The 22,548-nt window shown below is 41.2% G+C and carries 16 protein-coding genes; 11 read left to right on the forward strand and 5 right to left on the reverse strand.

The window, feature by feature from the left end; all coding sequences use genetic code 11:
- The first annotated feature begins 223 nt into the window (after nucleotides 1-223).
- Complete coding sequence (locus BN8908_RS08495) at nucleotides 224-616, forward strand: hypothetical protein (RefSeq protein WP_068690096.1); 393 nt, start codon at nucleotides 224-226, stop codon at nucleotides 614-616.
- A gap of 99 nt (nucleotides 617-715) precedes the next feature.
- On the opposite strand, the gene fumC is transcribed toward BN8908_RS08495, so the two are convergent.
- Together fumC and BN8908_RS08505 are read right to left on the reverse strand one after the other, a co-directional pair.
- Entirely contained in the window at nucleotides 716-2,116 is a 1,401-nt protein-coding gene (gene fumC / locus BN8908_RS08500; protein ID WP_068690098.1) for a class II fumarate hydratase, read from the reverse strand.
- Nucleotides 2,117-2,337: 221 nt separating this feature from the next.
- Nucleotides 2,338-2,832, reverse strand: a complete 495-nt coding sequence (locus tag BN8908_RS08505; RefSeq protein WP_068690100.1) for a GNAT family N-acetyltransferase — start codon at nucleotides 2,830-2,832, stop codon at nucleotides 2,338-2,340.
- A 255-nt stretch (nucleotides 2,833-3,087) separates the two neighbouring features.
- On the opposite strand from BN8908_RS08505, the gene BN8908_RS08510 reads away from it, so the two are divergent.
- Nucleotides 3,088-4,317: an LruC domain-containing protein gene (locus BN8908_RS08510; protein WP_068690102.1), complete on the forward strand. Its 1,230-nt coding sequence runs from the start codon at nucleotides 3,088-3,090 to the stop codon at nucleotides 4,315-4,317.
- A 240-nt stretch (nucleotides 4,318-4,557) separates the two neighbouring features.
- On the opposite strand, the gene BN8908_RS08515 is transcribed toward BN8908_RS08510, so the two are convergent.
- Both BN8908_RS08515 and gad read right to left on the reverse strand, forming a co-directional pair.
- Nucleotides 4,558-6,810 carry a PAS domain-containing hybrid sensor histidine kinase/response regulator gene (locus tag BN8908_RS08515; RefSeq protein WP_068690104.1) on the reverse strand — a complete coding sequence of 751 codons (2,253 nt, stop codon included), beginning with the start codon at nucleotides 6,808-6,810 and terminating at the stop codon, nucleotides 4,558-4,560.
- A 226-nt stretch (nucleotides 6,811-7,036) separates the two neighbouring features.
- Nucleotides 7,037-8,437 (reverse strand): glutamate decarboxylase, encoded by a 1,401-nt coding sequence (gene gad / locus BN8908_RS08520; RefSeq protein ID WP_021988327.1) that lies wholly within the window; start codon nucleotides 8,435-8,437, stop codon nucleotides 7,037-7,039.
- Between the two features lie 192 nt (nucleotides 8,438-8,629).
- On the opposite strand from gad, the gene BN8908_RS08525 reads away from it, so the two are divergent.
- The 6 genes from BN8908_RS08525 (at nucleotide 8,630) to BN8908_RS08550 (ending at nucleotide 18,625) form a co-directional block, all read left to right on the forward strand.
- Nucleotides 8,630-10,276: an AMP-binding protein gene (locus tag BN8908_RS08525; protein ID WP_068690106.1), complete on the forward strand. Its 1,647-nt coding sequence runs from the start codon at nucleotides 8,630-8,632 to the stop codon at nucleotides 10,274-10,276.
- Nucleotides 10,277-10,416: 140 nt separating this feature from the next.
- Complete coding sequence (locus BN8908_RS08530; protein WP_068690108.1) at nucleotides 10,417-12,063, forward strand: AMP-binding protein; 1,647 nt, start codon at nucleotides 10,417-10,419, stop codon at nucleotides 12,061-12,063.
- Between the two features lie 371 nt (nucleotides 12,064-12,434).
- Nucleotides 12,435-15,008, forward strand: a complete 2,574-nt coding sequence (locus BN8908_RS08535; RefSeq protein ID WP_068690110.1) for an FtsK/SpoIIIE family DNA translocase — start codon at nucleotides 12,435-12,437, stop codon at nucleotides 15,006-15,008.
- A gap of 14 nt (nucleotides 15,009-15,022) precedes the next feature.
- Complete coding sequence (locus BN8908_RS08540; protein WP_068690112.1) at nucleotides 15,023-15,925, forward strand: CPBP family intramembrane glutamic endopeptidase; 903 nt, start codon at nucleotides 15,023-15,025, stop codon at nucleotides 15,923-15,925.
- 199 nt (nucleotides 15,926-16,124) lie between these two features.
- Entirely contained in the window at nucleotides 16,125-17,315 is a 1,191-nt protein-coding gene (locus BN8908_RS08545; RefSeq protein ID WP_021988323.1) for a C1 family peptidase, read from the forward strand.
- 119 nt (nucleotides 17,316-17,434) lie between these two features.
- A complete protein-coding gene (locus tag BN8908_RS08550; RefSeq protein WP_021988322.1) occupies nucleotides 17,435-18,625 on the forward strand; it encodes an FprA family A-type flavoprotein in 1,191 nt (396 codons plus the stop codon).
- Nucleotides 18,626-18,660: 35 nt separating this feature from the next.
- Here the strand turns inward: BN8908_RS08550 and BN8908_RS08555 are convergent, their stop codons facing one another.
- Nucleotides 18,661-19,290 (reverse strand): NAD(P)H-dependent oxidoreductase, encoded by a 630-nt coding sequence (locus tag BN8908_RS08555; RefSeq protein ID WP_021988321.1) that lies wholly within the window; start codon nucleotides 19,288-19,290, stop codon nucleotides 18,661-18,663.
- Nucleotides 19,291-19,671: 381 nt separating this feature from the next.
- Here BN8908_RS08555 and BN8908_RS08560 point away from each other — a divergent pair, with 381 nt between their 5' ends.
- Genes BN8908_RS08560 through BN8908_RS08570 form a run of 3 tightly spaced genes read left to right on the forward strand, consistent with a single transcriptional unit; the run spans nucleotide 19,672 to nucleotide 22,524 of the window.
- A complete protein-coding gene (locus BN8908_RS08560; protein ID WP_021988320.1) occupies nucleotides 19,672-21,216 on the forward strand; it encodes an acyl-CoA carboxylase subunit beta in 1,545 nt (514 codons plus the stop codon).
- 18 nt (nucleotides 21,217-21,234) lie between these two features.
- Complete coding sequence (locus tag BN8908_RS08565; RefSeq protein ID WP_021988319.1) at nucleotides 21,235-21,546, forward strand: biotin/lipoyl-containing protein; 312 nt, start codon at nucleotides 21,235-21,237, stop codon at nucleotides 21,544-21,546.
- 60 nt (nucleotides 21,547-21,606) lie between these two features.
- A complete protein-coding gene (locus BN8908_RS08570; RefSeq protein ID WP_021988318.1) occupies nucleotides 21,607-22,524 on the forward strand; it encodes an ABC transporter ATP-binding protein in 918 nt (305 codons plus the stop codon).
- Nucleotides 22,525-22,548 lie beyond the last annotated feature (24 nt).

Genomic DNA, 22,548 nt, shown 5'->3' on the forward strand with positions numbered 1-22,548 from the left:
TTGTTCCCCGGAAAAAAGATAAATTTCCTCATCTTTCTACATAATTTTTGTAAATGGAACTAAAATAGGGTTATTAAACACACATTATATCACTAATATACAATCACTTATTACTTTACTATTTTAAAAAAAATTCTTTGGCATACATTTTTCATTATTCATTTACGAGTACGATAAAAAATAAGTATTCAAATATCATTATTAACATTAAAATCAAAATGCCATGAAAAATTTAGTGAAAAGCGCGTTCGTAGCAATGACAGTATGTGTATTTGCAATCCCGGCATCCGCCGAAAATTACGTAGTAGTTCCGATAAGTGCACAGGATACTGTCGTAAAAAAAGACACTGTCGTGAAAGAAGATACTTCTATATTGCTGGCCCAGGAAAAAGTTACTTACACGAAGATCGAAGTAGCCCAGGTTCCGGAAAACGTGACAACGGCTGTTAAAGCGAAATATGAAGGCTATACGATCGAAGAAGCCAGTAAAGGTTCCGACAAGAGCTACAAACTGGTCATCAAAAAAGAAGATACGAAATTAACCGTATATTTCAATGAAGCCGGAGAGTTTGTAAAGGAAGAAACTCCGACTACCGGAATGACGACACTGATTTGACCGGAAAATCTGAGTTTAAGTATACCTATAAACTGTGTTAAAAGTAATTATTTACAATTAGCACAGTTTATTTTATAATAAAATCACGCATATTTAAACTCACAGGCTCTTACCTACCATTTTAGCAGGGTCAACCCAACGGTCAAAATCGGCAGCGGAAACATACCCGGATCCGACAGCCACTTCACGTAATGTTTTTCCTTCCCGATAAGCCCGCTGAGCGATTTCCGCCGCTTTGTAATAACCGATATACGGATTCAAAGCAGTAACCAGCATCAAAGAATTTTCCAGATGCTTAGCGATAACCTCTTTCACCGGCCGGATTCCTTTTACACAACGTTGGGAAAAACTGAAACAGCCTTCACCAATCAGCCGGGCAGAATGAAGGAAATTACGAATTATCACGGGTTTAAACACATTTAATTCAAAATGCCCGTTAGCCCCTCCGATCCCTACAGTTACATCATTTCCCATCACCTGGGCGGCAATCATCGTCAAAGCTTCACATTGAGTCGGATTGACTTTACCCGGCATAATGGAAGAGCCCGGTTCATTTTCAGGCAAATGCAATTCGCCGATACCGCAGCGCGGTCCCGACCCCAGCATCCGGATATCATTGGCTATCTTCATCAAACTTACAGCAATAACTTTCAATACACCGTGAGTTTCAACCAAAGCATCGTGAGTCGCTAAAGCCTCAAATTTATTCGGCGCACTTACAAAAGGCGAAGCCGTTAATTCTGCAATATGCCTCGCAACATTTTCAGCATACCCGGGAGGGGTATTGATTCCTGTTCCGACAGCAGTCCCTCCCAATGCCAGTTCTGTCAAATGAGACAAACTGTTTCGAAGCGCCTGTAACCCATGTTCCAATTGTGATAGATATCCGCTGAATTCCTGCCCCAAAGTCAGCGGTGTAGCATCCATAAAATGAGTGCGTCCGATTTTTACAACAGACATAAATTCCTGACTTTTCTCTCCCAAAGCATCCTTTAACTTTTCAATCCCGGGGATTGTTATTTCCATCAGCATCCGGTAAGCGGCAATATGCATAGCCGTGGGAAAAGTATCATTTGACGATTGGGATTTATTGACATCGTCATTCGGCGACAAAATTTTAAATCGGTCTGTCAACTTTCCGCCGCTTAATACCTGTGCCCGGTTGGCAATCACTTCGTTCACATTCATATTGGTTTGTGTACCGCTACCGGTTTGCCATACGACCAGTGGAAACTGATCGTCCAATTCTCCGTTCAGAATTTCATCACAGACCCGGCCGATAAGATCACATTTTTCTTTCTCCAGAATACCGGCCTCATAATTAGTCAAAGCAGCCGCTTTTTTCAGGTAAGCAAATGCCCGGATCACCTCCATCGGCATCCGGTCGGTATCACGGGCAATCTTGAAATTATCGACACTTCTTTGTGTCTGGGGCCCATAGTAAGCCCGGGCAGGAACTTTTACCTCGCCCAGTGTATCTTTTTCAACCCGATAATCCATAACGATCAATTTTATCTACCCTATAATTACGAGAAACGGCTATTTAAGTTTACCCGTTTAAAATATCCCGGACAACTCCTGTTTTCGCATCCGCACAACCCCGTACATATTTCCACGTTTACCGGGTAAGTTTTCGTTTTGTTTGTGCGTAAAGTATCCGGTCTTCCTCGTGAATTCTGTGTCAATCACAAAACAGAAGCATCTGTCCGGCCTCTATACATTCAACGGGAAATCGATGTTCTTTTTCTATGATCCTCTTTATTACATAAACCGATCTCATAAACCCGGGAATGTCCTCCCCAGGGATGATAACATTCTCCTATATAGGTAAATCCGAACCGTTCATAATAAGAAGTATGATCTGTACACAAATACAACTTGGTGAATCCTGCTTTCAAAGCATCTTTTTCAGCCTCTTTGATTAAAAGACGTCCGTAATTATTTCCCCTGTATTTTTCTTCGATAAATAGAGCTGACAACCACGGATAAAGCTCCATTCGGGAATTGAAATCATTGGTAATCAGACCGGCACAACCAATAATCTCGTCCTGTTTTACCAAAAGATAAAACTGAGGCAAAGGATTGGACGCATCTATGCCATGTTTCAGACAATCATCATATATCATTTTATTAACATTACCGGCCCATTTATCCTGAAAATAAGCAATCGCTTTTTCCAAATACTGCGGTTGTTTCCGAATTGAAATAATATCCATCATTCATCATTTTTACATCCGGTATAGATCCTGTCCCGGAAAATATCGTCATACCATGTGATCAACCGAATTGATTAAAAAATAAAAATAACAAAATAAAAACCGAAGAACGTCAATATTTCCCGAATTTATAAAGAAAATCTCTTTATTTTAAAATAACCGATCATGTAAAACACTTTTTTATATAAAATTATTTTTTTATATAAAAAAATTATATTTAAATATATTATCTTTGTAGTGTCATAAATTTGAATCATGAAAAAGATTTACTTATTTTTTATCAGTACATTAAGTATCGTCACTCTATTGATATCCTGTGAAAAAGATCACGGAGTGTACGATCCGGATAAAGTTAAACATACCTCAGATTTAGCTGTTCCCAAAGGATTTAACTGGCAAATGACGGCAAGTGCCAACTATATTATCAGTGCACCGGTCGAGACCGTAGCTTCTATTTTTACAGATGAAAGCTGCAATGAAGATCAACTGATTGCACAGGTACCTGTATCTGCAACGCCGAACGAAATTATGCTAGAGTACCCGGCTTCAACCCAGACTTTATACCTGCAATTTCCGTTACAGAACGGAAAAAAAGAAGTCATGCCTGTTGCTGTCAAGGCAACAAGGGCTGCACAGGCAATCAAACTTCCGGAAGATGCAGAATATGAAATAAAAAACGATGATATTTACAAATATGAACTCACACATTATATCAGCCGGGGAACGATTATGTTCGAAGACTATTGGCCTGTCAAAGGAGACTATGATTTCAACGATTTCGTGATCCATTACGACATTACCGGTAGAATAAGCGGAGGCGGCAGACCGGAGGTATACAATCACGAAGGATTGGACATCAACATCCAGTTCAAGGCCATCGGGGGATCATATAATTATCAGTTAGGCCTTCAATTGGATGCCCTGCCGGCTAAATACATCGACTCTTACGATATCAGCCAGGATCAGGAAATCGTAAAAGTAAAATTCTTAAATCCGAATGAAGAAGGACCGGCAGTATTTGTATTTGAAGGCACATCTGCTTTAAAAGGACAGAACGGAGCGCAATTCTACAATACAGAAAAAGGACACGAAGTTGATAAAAACCAACTCATTACAGCTACCATAAAATTAAAAATAAATAGTTTTAGTAACCTTGAAAAAACTCAGGCTTTAGTTGCATCTGTAGCAACGACCAATCAGAATTTCTTTCTGACAGCAGACAAGGAAATTCATTTAAGAGGTTATTCTCCTACGGCTTATTACCAGAATTACGAAACGGATGCCAATGGTTTAATGTCGTCTACACCTTACTGCGACAAAGACGGTTTTGTATGGGGCATTAAAGTTCCGGTAAATATTAAGCATGCTATTGAAAAAACCGATTTTATCGAAGCCTATCCCAAGTTCGGAAAATGGGTAAGCAGCAATGGTACTCAAAACAAAGATTGGTACAAATATCCGGTAAGCGGCAAGGTTATCGATTAAAAGAACGTTTTCATTGCTGAGTTATGATTTTAAATTAAAGAATCTGATAGCGAATCAGGTAGACGGGTAATTTTAAATCTATACGAAATTATTATAACTTAAATTTTACACCACCATGCAGCCATCCGGCTCATGGTGGTTTTTAATTATTTAAATGTAATATAAAACGACTCTATCCACGAATATTCCCCTCCGAATACCGGACAATGGGATACACGATCCGGTAAACTGAGAATTCATTCAGCCGTATTTTTGCAAAACAGCTTTCAATTTTACCTTATCGATGGGTTTTACAAGATAATCGTTACATCCGGCAGCTAATGCAGCCTGTTTATCCGTATCAAAAGCATAAGCTGTCAAAGCTATAATCGGTAATTTTTTATTAAACGTCCGGATCTCTCTTGTAGCCGTCATCCCGTCCGTTTCAGGCATCTTCATATCCATCAATACCAAATCGATCCCGGGTACCGTTCGTACAATCTCAACAGCTTCCTTCCCGTTTACCGCCCGAATTAAATCGTAATCTTTCTGAAGTGATGCAGAAATCAGCAAATAGTTACTTTGAATATCTTCAGCCACCAGTATGAGTTTCCGGTTCATTGATTTTACATCGGTCAAAACCTCTCTTTCCGTCCAATCCTCAATTACTGATTCCTGCTTATTATCTTTTTCTCCCTTATCACCCGTCACACTTACGGAACAGGGTAAAATTGCCCAAAATACGGAACCTTGTCCGTATTCAGACTCAAACCCCACACCGCCTCCGCACACATCTGCAATAGCTTTACATATCGAAAGCCCGAGTCCCGTGCCTTGCGCAAACTCATCCAGTTTTTCAAAACGGCTGAATACCTTTGCTTTTTTATCATCGGCAATGCCTATTCCGGTATCCTTAACATACAAACGAATGCCCCCATCCACCTCCCCATATCCCATTTCAATAAACCCTTTGGAAGTGTATTTAATGGCATTCGTAACATAATTCGTCAGAATTTGCGCGAACCGGCTTTTATCCAGCTTCACGATACAACAGGTATAAGGATTCACAGAAAGCAAACGTACATTCGGATTATTCATCCTTTGCTGCATAGAAGATGCAATTTCATTAAAATATTCGGCCAAATCGAATTCTTCATATTTCAGTTCCATCGATCCCGACTCTATCCGCGAAAGATCCAATATATCATTGATCAGTTTCAGTAATAAATCATTATTAGCATTGATAATTTGTATATACTCTTCTTTTTCTTCCGGCTCAACGGCTGTCATAAGTAAATCTGAAAAACCGATAATAGCATTCAGAGGAGTACGGATCTCGTGACTCATATTGGCCAAAAAAGCAGATTTCAATTTATCGGCAGTTTCTGCTTTCTGTTTAGCATCGATCAATTCCTGCATATACTTTACCCGGTCGCTGATATCATGAATCAATGCCAGCACTTTATTATTTTCAAAGGGAACCATTCGGGCCTGAAAATAATGTCTACTCCCTCGGGCATCCAGATAATATTCGATTTCAATTAACTTGCCCGACCGCAGACATTGATTTATCGATTCAATATATAGCGCTGAAACATCTTCAGAAAAAATAGTACGCCCATCAGCCCCTACCAATTCTTCCAAGGAGTGTAAAAGTTGTATTTCAGCCGATTTCAATAAATCGCAGATAAAGAAATTAGTATCGAAAATAAAAATGAAATCCGGTAAAGCTTCCAAAATCTTTTGATTCCGTTCTTCCTGCTTTTTTATATGAGTGATATCCTGATTCAAACCTATAATCTGCAAATCATTGTCCCCGGAATATTTCCGGACAATAGCAATATATCTCATCCATTTGACGGAATCACCGGTATTGATACGGAACTCTTCATCCATAAATATTTTTTCTCCACGCCGAAGCTGTAATCCGACCTGCTTAATCCGGTCCCGGTCTTCGGGATGTATATGTTTCATAAATTCCTGCATAGACTCCTTAAAAGGAAGTCCGAAAGGAATCCCAAAATTCTCGCACCACGTTTCGCTCATCTCTCCTTTGCCCGTAACCGGGGCATAAGAAAAAATCCCGATATTCGAATATTTGGCGATATACTCAAACAAGGTTTCCTTTTCCCGGGATTTGACTTTATATGTCTCGTCCGCCAATGTGCCGAGTACGATATCGCCCTCCTCTGTTTTCAACCGGCTGTAGCGGCATTTATGGTATCTCGTTTCTCCGGCAGCATACAATCGATAAGTATAATCCCCACCTTCTTCCGGAAAATTTCCCGATACAATATCTTGAAAATGCTGCTGATCTTCCGGGAAAATGCAACAGCAATAAACAGAAATATCGTTTTTTTCCCTTACAGGTAATTGTAATTCTTCGAAAAAATAATTCCTTTTCCCCAATATTTCAAACTTTGCCGATCTGCAAAAATATCTCCAGAATAAGATATTTCCGACTTCTGTCGCCTGTGACAAAAATATCTCTATGTATTCATCAGAAATCTTCATAACCGGGACTTTATTAGCACAATTACGCCGCATAGATAAGAAAAATAAACGAAAATAAATATGATATTCAACTATATTGAAAAAAAGATATCCCCCTTACGGATACTATATATTCAATCCGTAAACAAGACAGAAGACGCTTCTATTATAACCTGTCTGCAAAAAATAACCTTGGAACAATATAAAATCATTGTTCCAAGGCCATATTTAACAATTTACTACAACTCTATCGAGCGTGATTGAAACCTCTGGGTTTCTGCGGAATCTTATTCTTCCATTGAATAGCACTGTTCGTCGGTTCTTCCAATTTATTCAAAACTTCAACACTCCGGCGAATATCCTGCATCAACAAATCGGCTAAATCGATTCCTGTTCCCTGACGAACGACAATCCGCATGATTACGACATCCTCCATGGCTTTAGGCATCGTATAAGCCGGTACTTGCCAGCCTTCGACATGCAAAGCATCCGATAAATCATAAAGAGTCCATTTCCGGTTCGGATCATCTTTCAGCTTCCAGATAAATAACGGATTCGGGTTTTTCTCACTCAAAAATTCAAAAATACCCATTTCTTTCAGTTGTTTCCGCAAGTAAGCACAAACATCGAGACAATTTTGCTGTATCTGACGGTAGCCTTCCATTCCTAAACGCAAAAACTGATAATACTGTGCCAGGACCTGATTACCCGGACGGGAAAAGTTAATGGAAATACTCGGAATATTAGCCCCCAGATAATTCACGGCAAAGTTCATTTCTTCAGGCAGATATTTTTTGTCTTTCCAAACCACCCAGCCTACGCCCGGATATACCAGACCAAATTTATGACCGGAAGTACTGATGGATAACACCCATTTCAAACGGAAATCCCAAAGTGTTTCCGGATCGATAAAGGGATGAATAAAACCACCGGTAGCCGCATCCACATGAATACAAATTTCCCAGCCTTTTTCTTTATTGAGTTTATCCAATGCATCGTTGATTTCTTTAACATTATCATCCAATCCGGTAATGGTTACCCCCTGAATGGGAACGACACAAATCGTATTCTCGTCACACATTTTGACAACATCTTGCGGGTCCAGTGTGATTTTTTCAGCCGTAACCGGCACCATACGCATTTCTACATCCCAATAGATGGCAAACTTTTCCCATACAACCTGCATACAGGTAGAAATAATAAAATTGGGTTTATCGGTGGGAAGTCCTTTTGCCCGACGACGTTTCTGCCACCGCTTCAAGGCAGCAATTCCCCCCAGCATACAAGCTTCAGAAGAACCTACGGTACTGGTACCGGTGCAATAAGGAGGCTCCGGAGAATTCCATAATTTAGCCAGAATATTTACACAACGACGTTCAATTTCGGCCGTTTGAGGATATTCCGTTTTATCAATCATATTTTTATCCATATTTTCCGTCATTACCCGGCGTGCATAATCGTCCATCCAGGTAGTAACAAACGTAGCCAGATTAAGGCGAGAATTACCATCCAGCATAGCTTCATCATGTATGATCTGATAAGCCACCTCTCCCGGCATCGAATTCTCCGGCATTTCAAATTTAGGTGCTACACGAGCTTCTTCTGAAGTTCCAAAAATAGGCGTGTTTGGATTTTCTGTTTTTTTCATAACCAAATAACTTTAAAATATTAAAATAGAATCATTTCTAAGTTCGTTCACTAAGTACGGGCTGATATCCTTTTAGTTTCACACCTCACATTATTTAACGAAGAAAGACAAGCCCTAACACTGTTTTCACCTTCTCCGTTTTAACTTTTTCCGGAATTAACAGTATAAGTAGAAAAACCAATAAACATCCGTATGGAAAACAGTTTTATATACCTTATCGAATACAGTATTAAAAGCCATTGGGACCTGGTCGCCTTATGCGACTATAAAGGTGTAACTTACACCTACCGGGATGTAGCTCGAAAAATTGAAAAACTACATTTATTTTTCAATGCCTGCGGCATCCAAAAAGGAGAAAAAATTGCACTTTGCAGCCGGAACAGTGCCAATTGGGGAATCGCTTTTCTGGCGACATTGACTTACGGAGCTGTTGCCATTCCGATATTACACGAATTCAAAGCCGATAATATTCATCACATTATAAACCACTCCGAAGCCCGTTTACTGTTCGTCGGAGATTCGAACTGGGAACAACTGGACCACCAACACATGCCACACCTGGACGGTGTCATACGCATGGAAGACTATGTTGTCAAAGAAATCAGCAAACCCGTTATCAGAGATGCCCGCAAACAAGTCAATCGTCTCTTCGGAGAAAAATTTCCGGATCGTTTCACCGTCGACGACGTCAGCTACCGGAAAGACCAACCGGAAGAAATAGCCATGATCAACTATACTTCAGGTACGACCAGTGCTTCCAAAGGCGTCGTTCTGCCTTATCTAAGTATGTGGTCGAATCTCCGTTTCGCATTGGACCAAATGGGATATCACCCCGGAGAAAAGCTGGTCGCCATTCTGACAATGGCTCACATGTACGGACTGGCATTCGAATTTATTTATCCTTTTGCCAGCGGCACACAGGTTTATTTCCTGGCTAAAACCCCATCCCCGCGGGTCATTGCGGAAGTTTTCCAAAACATACGCCCCAACCTGATTGTTGCCGTTCCTCTGATCATTGAAAAAGTTATCCGTAAAGGTGTTTTACCCCACCTTCAAAAAAGGCATATACGCCTGTTTATGAGAATCCCGATCCTAAATAACAAAGTAAAAGCCTCCATCAAACAAAAAGTATTGGATGCTTTCGGAGGACAATTCAAGTTATTGGCTGTCGGAGGTGCAGCTTTGAATCACGAAGTCGAAGCATTCCTGGCAGATATTCGTTTCCCCTATACCGTAGGTTACGGAATGACCGAATGCGGTCCGGGTATCTCTTTCGACGATTGGCGGACATTCCGTTTGGGTTCTTGCGGTAAAGCCATAGACCGGATCGAACTAAAAATCGATTCGGCAAATCCCCACCGCATTGTCGGAGAAATCTTAGTCAGAGGCGACAATGTCATGAAAGGATATTATAAAAATCCGCAAGCCACAGCCGCAGCTCTGGACGAAGAGGGATGGCTACATACCGGAGACCTCGGAATTATAGACGAAAGCGGTTATCTTTACATCAAAGGAAGAAGCAAAAATATGATACTCGGTCCGAGCGGGCAAAACATTTATCCAGAGGAAATAGAAGACAAGCTGAATGTTATGCCTTATGTGGCAGAATCTTTAGTCATCGAGCACGAGGGCAAACTGGTTGCTCTTATTTATCCGGATTTCGAAGCAGCCCGAAACGCTAAACTTTCAGACACTGCCCTGACCAAACAACTGGAACAAAACCGGAAACAACTGAATGAAATTCTACCGGGATACAGTCAAATCAGTCGCATACGCATTCGCCAGGAAGAATTTGAGAAAACGCCTAAACGAAGCATCAAACGCTATTTGTACCAATAAGTCCACACACGGGATACATTTATAAAACGACAAACAAATAACTGTCAGCAATTTAACCTTTTTCCAAATCCTTAAATTTCAATTTTTCTTTCCGATTTATTATTAAAAAAATTATATTTGAAGGCTTAAAAAAAGTCATTATGGAAGAAAGCTTTATTCAATATATCGAACAAAGTATAAAAAATAATTGGGACAAACCTTCTCTCACCGATTTTAAAGGAGCAACTTCTTCTTACAAAGATGTAGCCCGGAAAATCGAAAAACTACACATTCTTTTCGAACACAGCAACATTCGCAAAGGAGATAAAATTGCCCTATGCAGCCGAAATATGTCGACGTGGGGAATTGCTTTTCTGGCAACTCTTACATACGGAGCCGTTGCAGTACCGATCCTGAACGAATTCAAACCGGACAACATACACCACATTGTAAATCATTCGGAAGCCCGGTTGCTTTTTGTCGGCGATGTCGTCTGGGAAAATCTGGACGAATCGGCTATGCCCGACATCGACGGTGCTATACGGATTGAAGATTTTTCCTTGCGTCATTCCAATAAAAAATCCCTTACGGAAGCACGCGAACGTTTGAATGAATTATTCGGAAAAAAATTTCCGGAACGCTTCATGGCAGAGAATGTAAAATACAATTACGACCGCCCCGATGAACTGGCAATGATCAACTATACCTCCGGTACAACCAGTTCCTCTAAGGGAGTAATGCTCCCCTACCGTAGTTTGTGGACCAATCTCAAATTCGCCCTCGGCGTTTTCGGACTTACTCCGGGAGAACAGATCGTCAGTATGCTGCCTATGGCACATATGTACGGACTGGCTTTTGAATTCATATACGAATTTGCCAGCGGAATGCACATTCATTTTCTGTCACGTACTCCCTCGCCCAAAATTATCGCCGACGCATTCGCCGAGGTAAAACCGAATTTAATCATCACAGTACCGTTGGTTATCGAAAAAATCATCAAAAAAAGAATCTTCCCTACCATTGAGAAGCCACATATGAAAATATTGATGAACATTCCGATCATCAATGATAAAATAAGAGATACCATCCGGCAAAAAGTAATTCAGGCGTTCGGAGGAAAATTCAAAGAACTCATTGTCGGAGGAGCTGCGTTAAATAAAGAAGTGGAAAGCTTCCTGAGATCGATCCGTTTCCCTTATACTGTCGGATACGGTATGACGGAATGCGGACCGTTGCTAAGTTATGACGATTGGCAAACCTTCAAACAAGGGTCTTGCGGTAAAGCCGTTCCCCGGGTAGAGCTTCGTATCGACTCAGACGATCCGCAACATGTCGTCGGGGAAATTCTGGCCAAAGGAGATTGTGTCATGACCGGATACTATAAAAACCCGGAAGCAACCGCCGCCGCATTAGACAAAGAAGGCTGGTTACATACCGGTGACCTCGGCTTAATAGATGCCGACGGTTATCTGTTCATCAAAGGCAGATGCAAAAACATGATCCTGGGGCCCAGCGGACAAAACATCTATCCGGAGGAAATCGAAGACCGGCTGAACAATATGCTGTATGTCACCGAATCTATCGTCGTAGAACAGGATGGCAAATTAGTAGCTCTCGTATATCCGGATTTTGATGCGGTAAATGCAAATCAAATCAGCGATACCGATCTTCCTAAAATACTGGAAACGAATCTGAAGGAACTCAATCACCTGCTACCTGCATACAGTCAGATTTCCAGAATCAAAATCTATAACGAAGAATTTGAAAAAACACCGAAAAGAAGTATTAAAAGATTCTTATACAAGTAAAAATAATAACCTTGTCTTTATTCGTGGTCGTAATTTCATAACCACGGATAAAGACGATCTAAGTGTCAGGCTCTTTTCAAATAAAAATGAGTAAATCCGCTCATTCCAATATTATTTTCCTGTAATCTTTTAGTTGTCTGATATTCCCATACGACACGAAACACCTCCGTTACATCAGGCTTCTATTTTTCCATAACCTGCTCCGGCACGGAAGCGGTTTCAAATAATTTTCAATTTTCAACTTTCAATTTTCAATTAATTCGTATCTTCGTATGCGAAAAACACGACAATGGCGTTTCTAAAAACAATCTTTACAATTGGTTTTCAATCAGGTATTTAAACTTATCCTGTTTTAGTAATAAGTATTTAGGATGAAAAAAACAACGAGTCGGCGACCTGCTGAAAAAAAACAGGTTGATTTTAATCTGTCATTTTTAAAAGAACCCCGAACCCGCTTTATTGTGGGCCTAACTCTGATATTATTCTCTCTCTATCTTCTTTTTTCCATGATCGGATTTTTCTTTACGGGAGGAATCGACCAAAGTTTAATCGACAGAGGCTTGCGTCAAATTATCGCAAACCCGGAAATTACAGCCGGAAATCCGGCCGGAAAGATAGGAGCCTGGTTTTCTGATTTACTGATCAACCGGTGGTTTGGATTATCATCCTTCATTTTTTGCTATATCTTTATATTGGCCGGCATATGCATTGCCGGAAAAACCATCCGTAATTTTCCGAAAAAAATCATCCTCAGTATATTCGGTATCATCTGGATATCTTTGTTTTTAGGTTATGTTTCTGAGTTATCCTATACACTCCTGAATATTTCTTCTTCCTATTTATACCCGGGAGGTGCACACGGCTATTTTGTTTCCCAATGGCTGAATTCCGTTATCGGAGGTATCGGGACTTTCTTTATCCTGTTATTGACTTTTGCAATCCTGTTATTTTTCGGATTCGAAAAAACATTTTACAAATGTATCGGCTTTATCAAGCATCTGTTTTCTCCCAAAGCCAAGGTAGTCAAAACCACGGATAATGTAACAGCCCCGGAAGATATTAAGGAGACTGTCGCCGGTCTTGCAGACTTACCGGAAGATCTCCTGACAAATACAACCGAAGATCCGGAATTCGATCCGGGCAAAGAATTCGACAAATTTCCGGAAGATGAATATCTGAATGCACCCTTTACCTTTGAAACAGAAAAAGAGGCCGAAAAACAGGAGGCAGAGAGGCCGGAACCCGGTTTTGAAAATATTCCGGTTTCAATCGAAGATTTCGAACTTCCAAACGATCTTTCAGACATTCAGAGTACCGATATTCCGGAAAAAGATAAGCCGGACACGCCGGATTCGGAAGCTGTCGAATTAACGATCAATGACGAAAATAAGGAAGAAACCCTGTCTACCAATCTCCAACCGCAAGGAGACTACGATCCGACACTGGATCTCTCTAACTACCGCTACCCCAATCTGGATTTATTGGAGGAGCACTCCAGCGGCAATCCCAAAGTAACCCAGGAAGAGTTGGACGAAAATAAAAATAAGATCGTCGAAACCCTTCGAAACTATAAAATCGAGATTGTCAAAATCAAAGCTACCATCGGACCGACCGTTACTTTATATGAAATCATCCCGGCCCCCGGAGTAAAGATTTCAAAAATCAAGAACCTGGAAGACGATATTGCTTTAAGCCTGGCTGCTTTAGGGATACGTATTATAGCCCCGATACCCGGAGCCGGTACCATCGGTATCGAAGTTCCGAATCAGAATCCGGAAGTTGTTTCCATGCGGGGAATTATCGCATCGAAAAAATTCCAGGAATCCAAATATGCCCTTCCGATTGCGATGGGACGTACCATTTCAAACGAAACGTATACTTTCGATCTGGCCAAAATGCCTCATTTATTGGTTGCAGGAGCCACAGGACAAGGAAAATCAGTAGGACTGAATGCCATCATTACCTCTTTGCTGTATAAAAAGCATCCGGCCCAATTAAAATTTGTCATGGTCGACCCCAAAAAAGTAGAACTGAGCATCTATTCGGTTATCGAAAAACATTTCCTGGCCAAGCTACCGGATGAAGACGAAGCCATTATCACGGAAACCTCCAAAGTAATCAACACCCTGAACTCCCTGTGCATAGAAATGGACAGTCGATACGACCTTTTAAAGGAAGCACAGGTCAGAAATATTAAAGAATACAATGAAAAATTCGTAAAACGCCAGCTGAATCCGAACAAGGGACACAAATATCTGCCCTATATTGTAGTTGTAGTCGATGAGTTCGCCGACCTGATCATGACCGCCGGCAAAGATGTTGAGCAACCGATTGCCCGTATTGCACAATTAGCGCGGGCCGTAGGTATCCACATGATCATCGCTACACAAAGGCCGTCGACCAATATCATTACCGGTGTCATAAAAGCCAATTTTCCCGCACGTATAGCTTTTAAAGTAGCCTCTATGATCGATTCCCGCACCATTTTAGACTCTCCGGGGGCCAATCAGTTGATCGGACGGGGGGATATGCTGATTTCTGTCGGCAGCGAAATGACCCGGGTACAATGTGCCTTTGTCGATACTCCGGAAATAGATGCCATTACCAACTTTATTGCCGGTCAGCAATCTTATCCCTCGGCATTTGCTCTTCCGGAATATATACCTGAAAATGAAGGAGGAGGCAGTATCTCCGAAGCAGATTTAGGTACCAAAGACCCGCTTTTTGAAGAGGCGGCCCGTTTAGTTGTCAACTCTCAGCAAGGTTCGACCTCATCCATACAACGCCGTTTCTCCATCGGCTATAACCGGGCCGGACGCATTATCGACCAACTCGAAGCAGCCGGTGTCGTCGGTCCGTTCGAAGGAAGTAAAGCCCGGCAAGTACTGATCCCCGACGAATATAGTCTGGAAATATTATTGAAAAACCTAGGTGATAAATTTTAAAATTTACAAAAATCATGTTCATCGAAAAAGCATACACCGGAAAAAACAATTGGTTCTTATACGTTGTTACGATACTCATCGTTTTTATTGCCATTCAACTGTCAGGCATCCCGTTAGCCGTTTACCTGTTCATTTGTAACCCGGAAGCTGCCATGCAAGGCAATATCGGAACCATAACATCCACGAATACAGGTTTGGCACTCAGTCTGCTCACTTTTGTCGGCGGATTCTTCGCTTTATTCTTCTGTGCAAAGTTTTTACATAAAAAAAATTACCTGGATATCGTTACCGCCCGTCCGAAATTCGACTGGGGAAGACTCTTTTTCGGAGCAGCCGTATGGGCCATACTGACCTTGATTTCTCTTGCAATCACGATATTATCTTCCGAAGATGCAGACATCGTCTTCCAGTTCGATCCTTTGAATTTCTTTATGCTGGTATTGATTTCCATCCTGTTTCTTCCTTTTCAGACAGGATTTGAGGAAATCATGTTCCGGGGCTACCTAATGCAGGGTGCCGCATTGTTCTTTAAATCCAAATGGATATCTTTCCTTTTTATCGCCATTCTTTTCGGCCTGATGCATATCAGTAATCCGGAAATAAAAGCATTCGGCGTAGAAGTTGCCCTTCCCCAATATATCCTCATGGGACTGATTTTAGGGTTTATCGCTATCATGGACGACGGTTTGGAACTGGCTATCGGACTCCACCTGGCCAATAATTTTATGGCAGCCATTACCTTCACATCAGAAGCCTCGGCTTTACAAACGCACGCCTTATTCAAAGACATGAACCCGACAGGCTCGCATCTCGATGCCATCATCATGTTCATTGCCGGAGTCATCTTTATCGGTATTTGCAACAAAAAATACAAATTTCTGAAAGACAACATCCGTCCGGAGGAATCCTCTTTATAAAATCAGCCGTTATTCTCCTTATTCGTAAAGTTCACATCCGTTACGAATAAGGATTTTATATTTTTCTGCCTATTTTAGTAATAAAATAACACGAAAACGTTTCCAAATCTTCGTATTTTCAAATTTTCAAATTATCTTTGAAAGCATTTGCTAAATAAAATATACAATTATAATTACAAACGATTAAATGAGTATCTCTATGAAGAAAATCACATCATTGGTTTTAATGCTGGCTTTGGCTTTATCTGTTTATGCACAGGATAACAAAGAAGCCGAAGGTTACAAATTTACGGAACTCAAACGATTACCTGCAACTTCCGTAAAGTCTCAAGACAGAGCAGGTACCTGCTGGTCCTGGTCAACCATATCTTTTCTGGAAACTGAAATGATGCGTCTGGGGAAAGATTCTGTCAGCCTGTCCCCAATGTTTATCGTTTGGCATACGTACAATGAAAAAGCAGACAAATACGTTCGTATGCACGGTAAACTCAATTTCGGTCAGGGAGGTGCTTCTGCCGATGTAACCTGGGCCATTAAAAATTACGGTATTGTACCCCTGGAAGTATACAAAGGTTTGAACTACGGTGAAGACGTACATGTACACGGAGAGTTGGACGGCATTTTAAAAGCTTATCTGGATGTCGTCGTTTCCAATCCCAACCGTAAACTCAGCACTGCCTGGAAACGCGGATACGACGGAGTTCTGGATGCTTATCTGGGGGAAATTCCGGAAAAATTCACGTACAAAGGAAAAGAATATACACCTATGACTTTCTACAAAGAAGCCACGGGATTAAATATGGACGATTACATCAGTCTGACTTCCTTCACTCATCACCCTTTCTATACTCAATTTGCTCTGGAAGTTCCGGACAACTGGATCGGAGAAATGAGTTACAATATTCCGCTGGACGAATTGATGGATGTATTGGACAAGGCTATCGACAAAGGTTACAGTTTCTCCTGGGGTTCGGATGTTTCCGAGAGAGGATTCTCGCGTGATGGTATAGCAATCGTACCCACAGCAGATATCAAAGACATGAGTAATGCCGAAATTACAAAATGGGTCGCTCTTTCTAAAAAAGAAAAAGACGCACAATTGTATAAATTCGACAAACCGGGCAAAGAAAAAGAAATTACCCAGGAAATGCGCCAGGAAGCTTTCGACAATTACCAGACCCAGGACGATCACGGCATGCACGTTGTCGGAAAGGCTGTCGATCAAGCAGGTAACAAATATTTTGTCGTAAAAAATTCATGGGGAGATTATAATAAATACCACGGTTACTTATATGTATCTTATCCGTTCCTTGCATACAAAACCACGTCTATTATGATCCATAAGGATGCACTTCCTAAAGATCTGAAAAAGAAGTTGGGTATCAAATAATAACGGAAAAAATCCTTAAAAAGTCGTTACACTCGCTATGTGGCGACTTTTTTTTATCTTTGTATCTCTTAAAACAAAGAATTTTTGCACAAAAATAGAACAACTAAAAATATCAAATCATGAACCAAGCGGTAGAATTAAAGAAAGGGATATACCGGATCGGTGTAAATGACCGTAGGACTCATCTGTTTGAAAACTATTGGCCTTTACCCAAAGGAGTCGCTTACAATTCATACGTTATCGTAGATGAAAAAGTCGTTGTCGTAGATACGGTTGAAAGAAGCCGTATGGATGATTACCTGGAAAGCCTGGAAACGACATTAAACGGTAAAAAGGTAGATTACCTGATTGTGAACCATATGGAGCCGGATCACTCCGGAGCAATAAAAGCTTTATTATGCCACTATCCGGATATGACTATTGTAGGCAACTGCAAAACCTTCCCCATGCTGGAAAATTTTTACGGCATACACCATAACTTATTGGAAGTTAAAGAAGGAAGTACACTGGATCTGGGAAGCCGTAAACTGCAATTTTACATGGCTCCCATGCTTCATTGGCCTGAAACAATGGTTACCTATCTTCCCTCCGAACATATATTGTTCAGCGGAGATATATTCGGTGCATTCGGAACATTAGACGGAGGTATTTTCGACGATCAGCTCGACCTTGACTATCTGGAGGAAGAAATCAGCCGTTATTACTCGAACATTGTCGGTAAATACGGAGTTCCGGCACAAACGGCATTGAAAAAACTGGGTACCTTACCCATCGATATGATATGCGCCACACACGGGCCGATCTGGCGTTCCCATATAAAAGACATCATAGCCAAATATGATAAATGGAGCAGATATGAAACAGAGGAAGGTGTTGTTATTGCATTCAGCAGTATGTATGGACACACCGAGAACATGGCAGACATGATCGGACGTTTCCTGGCAGAAAAAGGTATCCGGAAAATCCGTATTCACGATACGTCAAAAACCCATCCGTCTTACCTGATCAATGATATTTTCCGGTACAAAGGAGTAATACTGGGAAGTTGCTCGTATAACGGCGGTATATTTCCCACGATGGAAACCTTATTAAGCGAACTGGAGCACATCGGTGTAAAGAATCACTATCTGGCCTTTTTTGCCAACAAAACCTGGTCAGGAGGAGCTCTTCCCCGTTTTACCCAATTCGCCGATAAAATGAAATGGGAAATCGTTGCTCCCCATGCCGACGCATCCGGCCATCCGAAAAATCAGGATGTCGAAGATTGTAAAGCCATCGCCTACGCTATGGCGGAAAAATTAAAAGCTTAAAAATGGAGGCAGTTATTTGCCTCCATTTTATTTTATCAACGCGCCGGTAAAAATTTCTCATACAAAAAGCCCAACATCCGTACATGACCGCAGCATTCTTCCCGCGATGCTTTATCCATACGTCCGAAAAAATGATGCGCTTCAACCTCCATTCCGCAAAACTCAAAAATACCGGTGTCACTTGTTCTTTTCAAAGCATCCAACATACCCGATTGCTCATATTCGTCATAAGTCATCCCAAAATTATTCAGAACGACAACTCTTTTCCCGGTCAATAACTTTTTAATCTCCCCTAAACCGACAATATCATAAGCAAATCCGCGGCTGAACACCCGGTCGATATACCCTTTCATCATGGCAGGCATACCTGCCCACCAAATAGGATAAATAAAAGTAATCAAATCTGCACAACGAATGTAATCCTGCTCCAATTTAATATCTGCAGGTACTTTTCCCTCCTTGAATGCAGCAAAATCCTCCCCACTCAATACCGGATGGAAACCGATATTATACAAATCCCGGACAATTGCCTCGCTACCGGCTTTCTGTGTTAATTTTACTACCTCATCCTTATAAGCAACACTCAAAGATTCGGGATCCGGATGTGCCAGAATAATCAAATGTTTGCTCCTTACTCCGTCTTTATCTTTAAAACTCGTATGCATTGTTGTCATTTTTAATTTAAAATCAGTCCATAATTAAACGGGTAAAACGAAAACGGGTTACACTTCCGGAAACAAGACTGAGAAACGTAAACCAGAAGCCGGTTCCAGACGAAATGAAGAAAATTCATTAATTTTAAATCAAAATGACAAACAGAGGGGCTAAAGCCATTTTAAAACCGGATTCCTTAAGATTTTATAATTTTCCGTAATTTGAATAAGGTAAAATAAACTGGTATTAAAATACAATCAATCAATATTTTAACACTTATAGCGAGCCGAGGTTATTTTTTTAATCATTTTTTTTTATTAACATTGCCGTCTGAAAAAATATGCACGCACCTCTTTAGGACGACGTGCAAATTATTAACAAAAACAATAAATATGTCACTTAAAAGGAATATTCTCGATTTAAGGAAGAGAAAAGAAATTGTTCTCCAGGGTGGTGGTGAAGAGGCGATCAAGAAACAGAATGCCATGGGGAAATTGACAGCCCGGGAAAGAATTCAGGGTATTGTTGATGCAGGTTCTTTTCATGAATACGATATGTTCGTAGAGCACCAATCCAAGGATTTCGACATGGACAAAAAAGTGCTGCACGGAGACGGTGTAGTAATAGGTACCGGTACCGTTTACGGAGAGCCGGTTGCTATCTATGCACAGGACTTCACCGTAGCCGGAGGTTCATTGGGATTGATGCATGCCCGGAAAATCACCAAAATCATGGATCATGCCCTCAAAATGCGGATGCCGCTTATCGGTATCAACGATTCCGGTGGTGCACGTATTCAGGAAGGTGTAGACTCTTTAGCCGGTTATGGCGAGATATTTTTCAGAAACACAATGGCTTCTGGAGTTATTCCCCAGTTATCTGTTATCCTCGGTCCTTGTGCCGGTGGTGCCGTATATTCTCCTGCATTAACGGACTTTGTCTTCGTGGTAGATAATATTTCCAAAATGTTCATTACCGGTCCGGAAGTTGTAAAAACCGTATTGGGAGAAGTTGTTTCCATGGAAGACCTCGGGGGAGCACGGGTACATGCAGCTATCAGCGGTAATGCCCATTTCTTTGCCATGACGGAGCAGGAATGTTTCGAACAAATCAAACGCCTGCTTACCTTTATTTCATGGAACAACCAGCGTAAAGCCAAAGCTTTCCCGGCAAAACCGCCAAAACCGGAATACAAAATCAACAACATACTTCCCGCCGACCCGACACAACCGTACGATGTACGCGATATCATCATGGCTATAGCCGACGATTCGGATTTTATGGAAGTACAACAGGACTTTGCCCAGAATATCGTGATCGGTTTCGGACGCATTGACGGAGAAACCGTCGGTTTTGTAGCCAATCAACCTTTGGTACTGGCCGGAGTACTCGATTGTGACTCCGCAGATAAAGCCGGACGCTTTATCCGTTTCTGTGATGCATTCAATATCCCGATTGTGACTTTCGAAGATATGCCGGGCTATCTGCCGGGTGTAGAACAGGAACACATGGGTGTAATCCGTCACGGGGCCAAAGTATTATATGCATATAGCGAAGCTACAGTTCCCAAGATCACTGTCATTTTGCGTAAAGCATACGGCGGAGGTTATATCGCCATGAACTCCCGTCACCTGAAAGCAGACTTTATGTTTGCATGGCCGACGGCTGAAATTGCCGTTATGGGACCTGAAGGTGCTGCCAATATCATTTTCAAAAAAGAAATCAAAGAATCCGATCATCCGAACGAAACACGTAAGCAAAAAGTGGCCGAATACCGTGAAAAATTCGCAAACCCTTATGTAGCTGCTTCTAAAGGATATATTGATTCTGTAATCGAACCGGAAGAAACACGTATGTTACTCAAGCATTCCATCGAAGTTTCCAGTAACAAAACCGTCATGGTTCCGCAGAAAAAACATGGTATCCCACCATTTTAGCAGAAAGGAGAACACAGTATGGCTACAAAATACGAAAAATTACAAATCGACGGAGTTGAATACAAAACTACTTTTACGCAAAAGTGGATAAACCGGAAAGCCTGGACGGAACCCAATCCGCATCTGATTGAAGCTTACATTCCCGGGACAATTCTTCAAATCAACGTAAAAGAAGGTCAGGACGTCGAAGGAGGTGATACTTTACTGATTCTGGAAGCAATGAAAATGGACAACAAAATTATTGCTCCATTTACAGCCAAAGTAAAAAAAATCTATGTCACTAAAGGAGATCAGGTTCCCAAAGGAACATTAATGATCGAACTGGAATAATTACAAAAAGGTCGTCTAAAGGCGGCCTTTTACCTTTTTAACCCCAAACCACATAAGAACATGAGTTTTTTTGTTGCAAAAAACATCGTAAAAAATTACGCCAACCACAAGGCATTGGATGACGTATCCATAGATATTCCCAAAGGTGCTGTCTATGGATTGCTCGGCCCCAACGGAGCCGGAAAAACTTCTTTGATCCGGATCATTACCCAGATCACAGGCCCCGACTCCGGAGAACTTTTTTTCGACGGTAAACCGTTAGTGCCTGCCGATATGAATCGCATCGGTTATCTGCCGGAAGAGCGAGGATTGTATAAAAAAATGAAAGTAGGTGAACAAGCCGTATATTTAGCCCGTTTAAAAGGACTCAACCGCAATGAAGCCATCAAACAACTGAAAAGTTGGTTCGAAAAGTTCGAAATAGAAGAATGGTGGGATAAAAAAGTAGAAGAACTTTCCAAAGGGATGGCCCAAAAAGTACAGTTTATCACGACAGTCCTCCATAAACCGGAAATGCTTATTTTCGACGAACCGTTCAGCGGATTTGACCCGATCAACGTAGAACTTTTAAAACGGGAAATACTGGAATTGCGCAAAGAAGGAACCACCATCATTTTTTCTACCCACAATATGGCTTCCGTTGAGGAAATATGCAGCCACATTGCCCTCATCAACAAATCGAAAAAAATCATCGAAGGACCGATCAATGAAATCCGGGAAAAATATGCAAACGACACCTATGAATTGAGTTGTAAGTATAATCCTGACTTCCAGCCGGAACAATTCACCGGCGAAGAATTCGAAATCCTTTCGCAGAAAACAGAAGGCAACCGCCAGGACATCATCCTGCAACGGATAAAACCGTGTGAAGCCAATACATTACTGGCCCGCATTTTGCCCCATACGGATATTATCTCCTATCAGAAAATCATCCCGGGAATGAATGATATCTTTATCAAACTGGTAAAAGGCCAATAAATTTACGATACTCTAAAACCTCAT

It is taken from the genome of Culturomica massiliensis (genome assembly GCF_900091655.1).
In the GTDB taxonomy this organism is placed as follows: Bacteria; Bacteroidota; Bacteroidia; order Bacteroidales; family Marinifilaceae; genus Culturomica; species Culturomica massiliensis.